12 protein-coding genes and 1 pseudogene are annotated in these 8,454 nt (G+C 35.3%); 6 read left to right on the top strand and 7 right to left on the bottom strand.

Going from position 1 to position 8,454, the window contains the following annotated elements; all coding sequences use genetic code 11:
- The first annotated feature begins 210 nt into the window (after window positions 1-210).
- The 3 genes and pseudogenes from BXY41_RS15025 to BXY41_RS27215 all read left to right on the top strand — a co-directional run bounded on the left by BXY41_RS15025 (window position 211) and on the right by BXY41_RS27215 (window position 1,610).
- Complete coding sequence (locus BXY41_RS15025; protein WP_170072390.1) at window positions 211-435, top strand: hypothetical protein; 225 nt, start codon at window positions 211-213, stop codon at window positions 433-435.
- Window positions 436-599: 164 nt separating this feature from the next.
- A complete protein-coding gene (locus BXY41_RS15020) occupies window positions 600-956 on the top strand; it encodes a RidA family protein (RefSeq protein WP_104437659.1) in 357 nt (118 codons plus the stop codon).
- Between the two features lie 24 nt (window positions 957-980).
- Window positions 981-1,610: pseudogene (locus tag BXY41_RS27215) on the top strand (hypothetical protein).
- A gap of 596 nt (window positions 1,611-2,206) precedes the next feature.
- On the opposite strand, the gene BXY41_RS15005 reads toward BXY41_RS27215, so the two are convergent.
- From BXY41_RS15005 to BXY41_RS14990, 4 genes are all read right to left on the bottom strand, one after another.
- Complete coding sequence (locus BXY41_RS15005) at window positions 2,207-2,764, bottom strand: hypothetical protein (RefSeq protein ID WP_104437657.1); 558 nt, start codon at window positions 2,762-2,764, stop codon at window positions 2,207-2,209.
- A 110-nt stretch (window positions 2,765-2,874) separates the two neighbouring features.
- A complete protein-coding gene (locus BXY41_RS15000) occupies window positions 2,875-3,312 on the bottom strand; it encodes a DUF4345 domain-containing protein (RefSeq protein WP_242980210.1) in 438 nt (145 codons plus the stop codon).
- A gap of 134 nt (window positions 3,313-3,446) precedes the next feature.
- Complete coding sequence (locus BXY41_RS14995; RefSeq protein WP_104437656.1) at window positions 3,447-4,010, bottom strand: flavodoxin family protein; 564 nt, start codon at window positions 4,008-4,010, stop codon at window positions 3,447-3,449.
- Window positions 4,007-4,537 (bottom strand): PadR family transcriptional regulator, encoded by a 531-nt coding sequence (locus BXY41_RS14990; RefSeq protein WP_104437655.1) that lies wholly within the window; start codon window positions 4,535-4,537, stop codon window positions 4,007-4,009. Before BXY41_RS14990 ends, BXY41_RS14995 begins: the two co-directional genes overlap by 4 nt.
- Window positions 4,538-4,862: 325 nt before the next feature.
- Here BXY41_RS14990 and BXY41_RS14985 point away from each other — a divergent pair, with 325 nt between their 5' ends.
- The 3 genes from BXY41_RS14985 (at window position 4,863) to BXY41_RS14975 (ending at window position 7,689) form a co-directional block, all read left to right on the top strand.
- Window positions 4,863-6,227 carry a methyl-accepting chemotaxis protein gene (locus BXY41_RS14985; RefSeq protein ID WP_170072388.1) on the top strand — a complete coding sequence of 455 codons (1,365 nt, stop codon included), beginning with the start codon at window positions 4,863-4,865 and terminating at the stop codon, window positions 6,225-6,227.
- A gap of 155 nt (window positions 6,228-6,382) precedes the next feature.
- The gene (locus BXY41_RS14980) at window positions 6,383-7,093 is read left to right on the top strand and encodes an SDR family NAD(P)-dependent oxidoreductase (RefSeq protein WP_104437653.1); all 711 of its coding nucleotides are present in this window, start codon (window positions 6,383-6,385) and stop codon (window positions 7,091-7,093) included.
- Window positions 7,094-7,119: 26 nt separating this feature from the next.
- Window positions 7,120-7,689, top strand: a complete 570-nt coding sequence (locus BXY41_RS14975; RefSeq protein WP_104437652.1) for a methyltransferase domain-containing protein — start codon at window positions 7,120-7,122, stop codon at window positions 7,687-7,689.
- 125 nt (window positions 7,690-7,814) lie between these two features.
- Here BXY41_RS14975 and BXY41_RS14970 read toward each other — a convergent pair whose 3' ends face one another.
- Genes BXY41_RS14970 through BXY41_RS26800 form a run of 3 tightly spaced genes read right to left on the bottom strand, consistent with a single transcriptional unit; the run spans window position 7,815 to window position 8,428 of the window.
- Entirely contained in the window at window positions 7,815-8,036 is a 222-nt protein-coding gene (locus BXY41_RS14970; protein ID WP_104437651.1) for a heavy metal transporter, read from the bottom strand.
- Window positions 8,037-8,054: 18 nt separating this feature from the next.
- The gene (locus tag BXY41_RS14965; RefSeq protein ID WP_104437650.1) at window positions 8,055-8,267 is read right to left on the bottom strand and encodes a cold-shock protein; all 213 of its coding nucleotides are present in this window, start codon (window positions 8,265-8,267) and stop codon (window positions 8,055-8,057) included.
- A gap of 17 nt (window positions 8,268-8,284) precedes the next feature.
- Window positions 8,285-8,428 (bottom strand): CPC_1213 family protein, encoded by a 144-nt coding sequence (locus tag BXY41_RS26800; RefSeq protein WP_170072387.1) that lies wholly within the window; start codon window positions 8,426-8,428, stop codon window positions 8,285-8,287.
- Window positions 8,429-8,454: the final 26 nt, after the last annotated feature.

Genomic DNA, 8,454 nt, shown 5'->3' with positions numbered 1-8,454 from the left:
CCAGATCGTTGTAGAAAACTAAAAACACGGTAAAGATACCGCCGCCCCAATCGGGCGGCGAACTTATTGACCTGGACTGGTTATTTACCATTTACAAGGTAAAATTGAAATTATGATATAATGGAATATAAATATGAGACTCAGATGTAAAAAATTAAAAGATCTGGATGGAGAAGATAGTTGAGAAAAAAATTGGAAAGGAAAAATAAAATGAAAAAAGTAGTAATGGGTTCGATGATGTTTTTGGCAGGATTATTATCGTGTTCAATTCTAATAGCAGGGTCCACATTGAAAGACATAACGATTAATGGGAAATATTCATTTCTTTGGAATTTATCCAGTCTGGGTCTTGTGCCAGTAACTGTTTTATTTAGCGCTATTGCATTAGCTGGTTTTCTGATTGCCTTGTGGGGGTTATTAGATAAAAACAATTAAGCATTAATTAAAAAACGATCAGCGAAAATATCTGGTAGTTTTTTAGTGCAACAGAACAGATAAACTGAGATTTTAAGTAATATAGTTCTTTGGTAATTGAATATTGATTGTAAGCGTGATATAATAAAGAGAACACCAGTTCTGTATTAGAAAAGGAGATTATAATGATTCGAAGAATGCCAACTCATTGTGGGGATGAAACTTGTTCGTCAAGTGTCGTTGCAGGAGATTATATTTTCCTGGCACACCATGGAGGAGGACAAGACAAAGAGGATATTATTTATCAAATGAGACACACGTTTGAAGGTATGAAGAAAACGCTTGCTTCTGTTGATGCAACTCTTGATGATATGGTTCAGATAAATCTTTACCTCAGAGATATTTCAGATTTCAGAGCAGCAGCTGATGTTTTCCAGGATTACTTTAAGAATGGGGCACCTGCTAGAATGACAACAACAACAGAATTTGTTGGTAAGACTTGCTTGTGCCAAATGGATGGGATTGCATATAAACCATTATAGTAATTATACAGTGATAAAAATATCTTGAATATAGTTTGCCAGGCTGCAAAGATGCTCAAGCAGGCCTTTCCTGAACTGGGTTTAATTGGTGATGTTGCACTTAATCCATATACAGATCATGGACATGATGGCATTTTGAAAAATGATTATGTGGATAATGACGGAAGCGTAAAAATATTAACTCAACAAGCGCTTTTACTGGCGAAGGCAGGTATTGATATTGTTGCGCCATCGGACATGATAGATGGACGTGTTGCTGCAATAAGAACTGCATAAGATGAGCAGGGGATGATTCAAACAAGAATAATGTCTTATGCTGCTAAATACGCTTCCTGGTTCTATGGCCCCTTCCGCGATGCATTGGGTTCAGGGAAAGCGCTTAAGAATAATAAAAAGACTTATCTGATATGGTGATGAAAACCAGGGCTTCCGTATCTGGATATCATTTAACGGGTGAAGTCTCAATTCGCAGTTCCTACATTTGCATATCAGGTTAGCGGCGAATATGCGATGTTGATGGCTGCTGTTCAAAATGACTGGCTTGATCCAAATATTGTTATCATGGAGAGCCTGCTCGCATTTAAACGTGCTGGTTGTGATGGAATTCTCACTTATTTTGCTTTAGATATTGCAAAGCAGCTTCACGGTGAATAATAAATAGTGTGGAAATAATTCAAAAGATGCCCGTTCAACACGCCCATAATAAAATTTGCACTACATCACATGGTTACTCTGGAAGATTTATTTTGTTCAGTGATTTCCCCAATAAAAAATGTAATAAGGGTGCCTATGGAAAGAATAAGAGTATCTATGTCTGATACTGAATCAAAAAATAATGGAAAGTTTATTGGAAAATCACAATACATATATGTGAAAATTTCTTTGAGAGAACCTATAAATATCATAATTACATAAGATATTACAGATAAAAAAAAGCATATTCCAAAGTTAAAAAAACCAAGACGCCTTAATGTTATTTTACCAATAAAAAATCCAAAAAAGAATGAACCGCAATATATGTATAAATATATTAATAAGAAACCTGGATAAGCCAATGGTTCGTTATACTTTGGCAGTAAATAAAAGGTGATGAAGTACGCAAATATTACACACAAAGAATAAACCATAAATGGGATATAAGCTTTTATAAAACTTTTCATATCATGTCCTTTCATTAACGAAATGACAAATATAAGGCGAAGAGGTTGCTTGTGCCAAATGGAGAGTATCTTTATAAGCGAACGATGTATTCATTTTTGCCCTGCTGCAATATCCAAATACGATTGATAACATTGTTCATAAACAGCGGATAAATCATATCTCTTTAAGGTGTTAAAATTCTTTATTCCCTCTTTGTACATATCGAAAAAATTGCGTCTGTCATGTAAAGCCATCTGACCGCTTTCAAGAGGGAGAGAGGACATTTTCATAATGCCATGATATACATGATTGTGAGCCTCCAGTGCTCTCATTTCCACATAGGTGGCATTGGATGGGTCTATATTGTTAACTGATACGGTCTGTTCAAATTCATTCCCCTTTTCATCAACTCCTTTTGCATAAATAACCGGGTCATCAGTCGTTGATTCCTCTGCATATTTAAGGAAAAAGGATAAACCTGTACCATTTCCGCCAGAATAAAGCATGTCTGGAGTTTTAAAATAAACTTTTATAGACTTGCCTGAGGTGGATGATAAATTAGAACTGTTATCCCAATCATTTTTAAACATTGATGATTTCTTATCGATGTTTAAATTTACTGGACTGCCAGTGTGCTGGTTGCCGTAATTATATGGTGTTATGAACATATTTTCCTCCTAAAGTAAGATATAAGTCTATAATAACAAAATAATACGTCTGATTCAAGATAAATGTCAAAATAAGGCAGATGAGTGTTCGAATTGTCGTGGGATTTATGTTACTCTATAATACGCTTTTGCCACAATGTCAGAAGTGGAAAACTCAATTCCAAGAGTACAAAAACCAAATAGCCATTGGACGGTAAGCCGCACGTAAGTATGGAAATCAAACGACCAATCCCTCCAAAGAAAAAGAAGAATGCTATCACCCTAAGCGTTTTCTTTTCACGATCAATTCGTGGAATCATCCATAGTATGACTATACCAATGCCTAGCCATAGACCACTATAAAATCGTATATTACTGTCCAGCATAAGAAGGCCTTTCGAATATTCTTGCCCTTCAGCAAATCCATAGTACCAGTTGACCGCGCCATATCTTATCCCTAAATAAGCTGTATATAATGCCAAAATACTTATAGAACCAAGTATCAACTGCATGATACGCTTTGGTATAATCCTGTTTTTTTTCTTATCTATTACTTTATCTTCCTTCAAGTCAATTCACACTCCTCTTATATTATAACAATTAGTTATATATCGTTTCGATATTACTAATTATAAAAAATGCACTTTCTCTATTTTCTAAATAAGAAATGTGCCCATAATTGTTAGCCTTTTATACTTTTTGTTTATAGGCCATTTAAAATGGATGTTGCTAAAGTTTCTGCTGTTTTTCTAGCCCTATCACTAAAATCTGAAGCGTCACTAAATGGGATGATAAATTCGCCAACAAGTTTAGTGTGGAACATCCCCTTATTCTCTCCATCAAAACCTCTGCGGAAGAATTCCTGCACCAAATCTGCATTCCCCTCTTCCTGACCAGCGCAGGTTATTAGTAGTGCAACACTTTTTCCATCTAACAGGGGTGTGTTGGACAGGCAAAAAGATCGGTCAACAAGAGGCTTCATCTGTGCAGTAAGGTCAAAACTATAAAGAGGGGATGCATAGACCACAGCATCTGCTGAAATAATACGCATAAGTACCTGTTCGGCATCGTCTTTTTGTACGCATCCAGCAGCATTTTGTTTTTGCATACATGCATAGCATCCTAGACAACCGTTTATGTGATAATCTGTTATATTAATTCGGTCAATTTCATGTCCTTGAGACAGTAATTGTTTCTCAAAAAATTCAAGTGCAGTAGCGGTTTTTCCATGTTTTTTGGGACTCCCCATAACAGTTGTTATTTTCATATTTTTTCTCCTTCGATTTGTTTTAATAAATCATTGCACCAGTGAATTATAAACTGATAATAATTCACACCATAAACCATTGTAGAATATATAAAGGTGTATTGTTTAACATTATTCACTTTTTCAACATCAGATTTTTCTTTCCTTAACTGATTAAAAAGTGATTCTACTTCTGTAATAAAAGTTTTTATATTCAATATTGCTTTTTCTTTCGGTAAGTATTGGTAAAAGTAGAAATAAACTAAATGTTCTTGCTTTGTTTTAGAAAAAACAATCGGTTTTTCCAGCCAGTTAAGAAAATGTGATTTACCAATATCGGTTATTGAATAAATTTTTTTGAATTTACTACTCTCCACCACTTCACTGGATTGGATATATCCTTTCTCCTCTAACCTCTTTAATGCCGGATAAATGCTGCCGAAGCTTGCATCAAAAAAGTAGGATGTGCAATTTGTCATCCACTGTTTTAAATCATACCCGCTCATTTCTTCTTTCATAAGATATCCTAAAATAATGTATTCTAGCATATGACCTCCTATATCGTTTATTTATATATCGATTTGATATAATATATATTATATAAATAATGTTAATATTGTCAACAACTTTTTTCTGAAAATTGTTCACACAATAATAGATTTCGTTCACTTCATGGGCTGGATAAGTCTTGGTTACAAAACCATAGGTATATTGACATAATTATATTGATATATTATACTTAATCTATTATACAGAGAACTTTTATCATCGTTATTCTGGCCAGCAAAAAAAGAGAATAACAAAACAAATGAATCAGACTAAAATAACTGAAACTAGCACTTGACCGCAAAAAAACAGAATGGGATGCGAGAGATGTTAAAAAGAGAAAAGAAGGAAAATCCAGGCAAACTTACCCCTTATAAAAAAAACCTGATCAACAAAATTGAGAATATTTGCAAAGTGAGTGACGTATATTCTGCTGAGAATGGAGATAAAGGGTATTTAGATGGCGATGACGAACTGGAAAAAGCCATCAACAAATTGATCCAGGTAAAAACTGCCCAGACCAGAGCATTATTTGTTAAGAACACAGAGATCATTGAATTCATTACTCAAATGGATTATATTAAGGAAATGGTTGACGGAATTACAAATCAGAAAATCCATGTGGAAAATGTGGCGGCAAGCAGTGAACAGATGAGCCACGCAATCGAACAAGTGGCAACTTTTGTCCAGAATTCTTTCGTAACTACTAACGATACCATCGAAGTCTCTAATGAATCCCTGCAGACAATTAATAAATCCTTTGATTATATCAATAAGTCCTTTGATGAAATGTCAGTGGTCAAGGAAAAAATCAAAAACGTGGCTTCCGATGCCAAAGAAATTGAGAATATTGTCAATATCATAAACGATGTTGCAGGGCAAACGAATTTATTGGCATTGAACGCCAGTATAGAGGCTGCCAGGGCCGGAGATAAGGGAAGAGGTTTTGCTGTTGTTGCAAATGAAATTAAGAAATTAGCCGATAGTACAAAGGAGTCAGCAAATTATATTAAAAACCTGGTCAAAAAACTCAGGGAAGAAATTGGAGGATCTCAGGACGTTATCGACGGTTCTGTTAATCATTTTTCGGAAGGTAAAAATTTCATCAATCAGGCAGTAGGATCCATTGATGCGATTGAGACTTCTCTAAAGAATATCGGAGAGGCATTTAGCGGGATATCCTCTAATATTGAAGAGCAGAATGCAACTACCGAAGAAATTTCCTCTCAACTTATAGAAATTAACAGAAATACCTTGCAGTTATATGATTTATGCACGAAAACAGGACAAGGTGTTTTTAATTTGAGCAAGCTTACAGAGGAAAGCAGAGGCTTGGGACGACCATGGTTTAAGGATTTTCAGGGAATGGATATGGTAAGACCCATGATAGGAGAGCATTTGCTTTGGAAATGGAAAGTTTATAATGTTTTATGCAATTTTACAAAAGCAGATGAGTCCAGTATTAACGAATATACTGAATGTACTCTTGGAAAAATGCTTGAAAATATGAAAAAAACAAAATCAGATTCTCCTTTGCTGGCCATTTATGAGCCTCATAAAAATGTACATAATTTATCCAAAAAAATTATAAGAGATTATAATAGCGGCAGACATTCAGATATTGACAAGGATTTGTTTGAATTAAACAAGAATACGGAGATACTGGTCAATGGAATAAGAAAAGTATTGTGATCATGTATTTTAATACCAGAAAAGGAAGTCCCTGGGTCTATTCCCCCGGAGCTTCCTTTTCTGGCTTTAACCTCAATAATCCATTGTATTTAATATTATTAGTTTGTATAATCCAATGTATTAAACGAAATTTATTAGGAAAAAGGGAGGTAATTATGAAAAATAAAAAAGTTGCGGTTGTTACAGGCGGGAGCTCAGGAATGGGACTGGCTATCTCAAAAAAGCTTCAATATATGGGTATGCACGTTATCGTTTTTGACAAACAAATTCCGCCAGAGGATTTTGAATTTTATCATGTTGATATTAGTAATGATGAGGAGATTAAAGCAGCGCTGTCCCATATCCCGCATTTAGATATTGTTGTAAATAATGCAGGTATCTACTTTGAAAAGTATCTGGAAGACACTACAAACGAAGAGTTAGACAGAATGGTGGATATTAATATTAAAGGGACTTATCTTATGACGCGTAATTCAATAGAAAAAATCAAGGCTTCAAAAGGTTCCATTGTGATTATTGCCTCCTGTCTGGGACTTGTCCCGGAGTTAACCTCACCACTCTATTGCACAACGAAAGCAGGACTTATTATGCTGACAAAATGCCTTGCACAGCAATATGCCCAGCTTGGAGTCCGAGTTAATTGCGTCTTACCCGGACCCATTAATACCCCTCTTTTACAGAATAGTTTTCCTGATCAGGAAACTGCCGACCGTTGTTCTGAACGCATTCCGCTAAAACGCATAGGAGAGCCCGAGGACATAGCAAATATGGTGGCTTTTCTCGTAAGCGATGAGGCGGGTTATATAACCGGAGGGGCTTTCCCGGTTGATGGGGGAGTATCCTCTACCAGCATGTATTCAAAATAAATTAAGAAAGCAGAAGGGAGAGTTTTATGAATTATATGGGAGATTCCACCTGGTGGAAAGACCGGTTTAAAAGCAGAAAGCTGGAAATTATGGGTCATGAGAAATGCCTGGAAGAGGATATGTCTTATTTTCCGTTAAAAGGGAAAATTCTTGATGTTGCCTGTGGAGATGGAAGAAATTCCATCTATCTGGCTCGTTTGGGTTATGAGGTACTTGCCGTTGATTTTTGTGAAGAAGCGATAAACAGATTGACTTACTTTGCTAATAGGGAAAACCTGAACATCAGGACTAAGATAGTTGATCTGTCACAAGACAGCTTAAATACATTAGAGGAAAAGTTTGATGCGATTATAATCAATCATTATAAACCAACCCCGGGACTGTTAAAAGATTTTGTAGATATACAGAATAAAAATGGATTGCTGTGGGTAAATGGTTTTCGTACAATACCATTGGATAATCCGGATATAAAAGAGAGTGATATTATGCTGGAAGAGGAATTTGAATTATTAGATAAGAACTTACTTTTAGACAGAAAATTTTATGAAATTAATCAAAGAGAATTTGTCAGATATATATGGCGTATCCAGTCGTAAAACTGAGGCGGACATACATTTCCAATATAGTTTAAAAAAACTACTAACTAAAAAAGTTAGTAGTCTGATTTGTTAAAGCGTCTGCAATTCCTGAATTATCAAAAAAGAAATTATCACTGTTCCAATCACTGTTCCAAAGATTGTCCTGTTATTTCGCACCCAACCGTTTCAATGCAGGACTTTATTAAATTTTCATCGGCAGATTGATTGTATCCAACCTCAATGGAGCCTCGCGCTACATCTATATTTACCATAGATACTCCGTTAATTTTATCTAACGCATTTTTCAGCTGGGTTTTGATTTCGGAATTCTGTATTCCTGATGTTTCATAATGAATTCTATTCATAGAATGCTCCTTGTATTATTAATCATTTTTCTGGACATTTAAGGCGCTTAAGCCTTTCTCATCCTGTCTGATATCAAAGTTAACAGACTCGCCTTCGTGAAGGTCCTTATTATGAGTCTTTTCTTTAACTTGAGAATGATGTACGAAAACATCCTGACCATCATTGGTTGAGATAAAGCCATAGCCTCTTTCATTGTCAAACCATTTAACAACACCGGTATAATTAGACATGGTTAAATCCTCCATCCTTATCTTTTTGAATTATCATCTTTTAAACCAAATACTGCTCTGGCGCTTTCCGCCTGAGGGTTGTGATTAATATGTTTGGAATGAAAAGTACCATCTTCTTTTTTATGATTACTTGTGCTTTTCTTAGAATTATCTCTGCTCATTATTTTTCTCCTTTTCCTGATGTTTT

The organism is Lacrimispora xylanisolvens, from assembly GCF_002934545.1.
GTDB classification, from domain to species: domain Bacteria; phylum Bacillota; class Clostridia; order Lachnospirales; family Lachnospiraceae; genus Lacrimispora; species Lacrimispora xylanisolvens.
This window is presented reverse-complemented; position numbering and strand designations above follow the sequence as displayed.

What these genes read in the sequence shown, in the direction of transcription:
- BXY41_RS15025 (WP_170072390.1), top strand. Translation starts at nt 211, where the DNA reads ATGAAAAAAGTAGTAATGGGTTCGATGATGTTTTTGGCAGGATTATTA.
- BXY41_RS15020 (WP_104437659.1), top strand. Translation starts at nt 600, where the DNA reads ATGATTCGAAGAATGCCAACTCATTGTGGGGATGAAACTTGTTCGTCA.
- BXY41_RS15005 (WP_104437657.1), bottom strand. Translation starts at nt 2,764, where the DNA reads ATGTTCATAACACCATATAATTACGGCAACCAGCACACTGGCAGTCCA.
- BXY41_RS14995 (WP_104437656.1), bottom strand. Translation starts at nt 4,010, where the DNA reads ATGAAAATAACAACTGTTATGGGGAGTCCCAAAAAACATGGAAAAACC.
- BXY41_RS14990 (WP_104437655.1), bottom strand. Translation starts at nt 4,537, where the DNA reads ATGCTAGAATACATTATTTTAGGATATCTTATGAAAGAAGAAATGAGC.
- BXY41_RS14985 (WP_170072388.1), top strand. Translation starts at nt 4,863, where the DNA reads ATGTTAAAAAGAGAAAAGAAGGAAAATCCAGGCAAACTTACCCCTTAT.
- BXY41_RS14980 (WP_104437653.1), top strand. Translation starts at nt 6,383, where the DNA reads ATGAAAAATAAAAAAGTTGCGGTTGTTACAGGCGGGAGCTCAGGAATG.
- BXY41_RS14975 (WP_104437652.1), top strand. Translation starts at nt 7,120, where the DNA reads ATGAATTATATGGGAGATTCCACCTGGTGGAAAGACCGGTTTAAAAGC.
- BXY41_RS14970 (WP_104437651.1), bottom strand. Translation starts at nt 8,036, where the DNA reads ATGAATAGAATTCATTATGAAACATCAGGAATACAGAATTCCGAAATC.
- BXY41_RS14965 (WP_104437650.1), bottom strand. Translation starts at nt 8,267, where the DNA reads ATGTCTAATTATACCGGTGTTGTTAAATGGTTTGACAATGAAAGAGGC.
- BXY41_RS26800 (WP_170072387.1), bottom strand. Translation starts at nt 8,428, where the DNA reads ATGAGCAGAGATAATTCTAAGAAAAGCACAAGTAATCATAAAAAAGAA.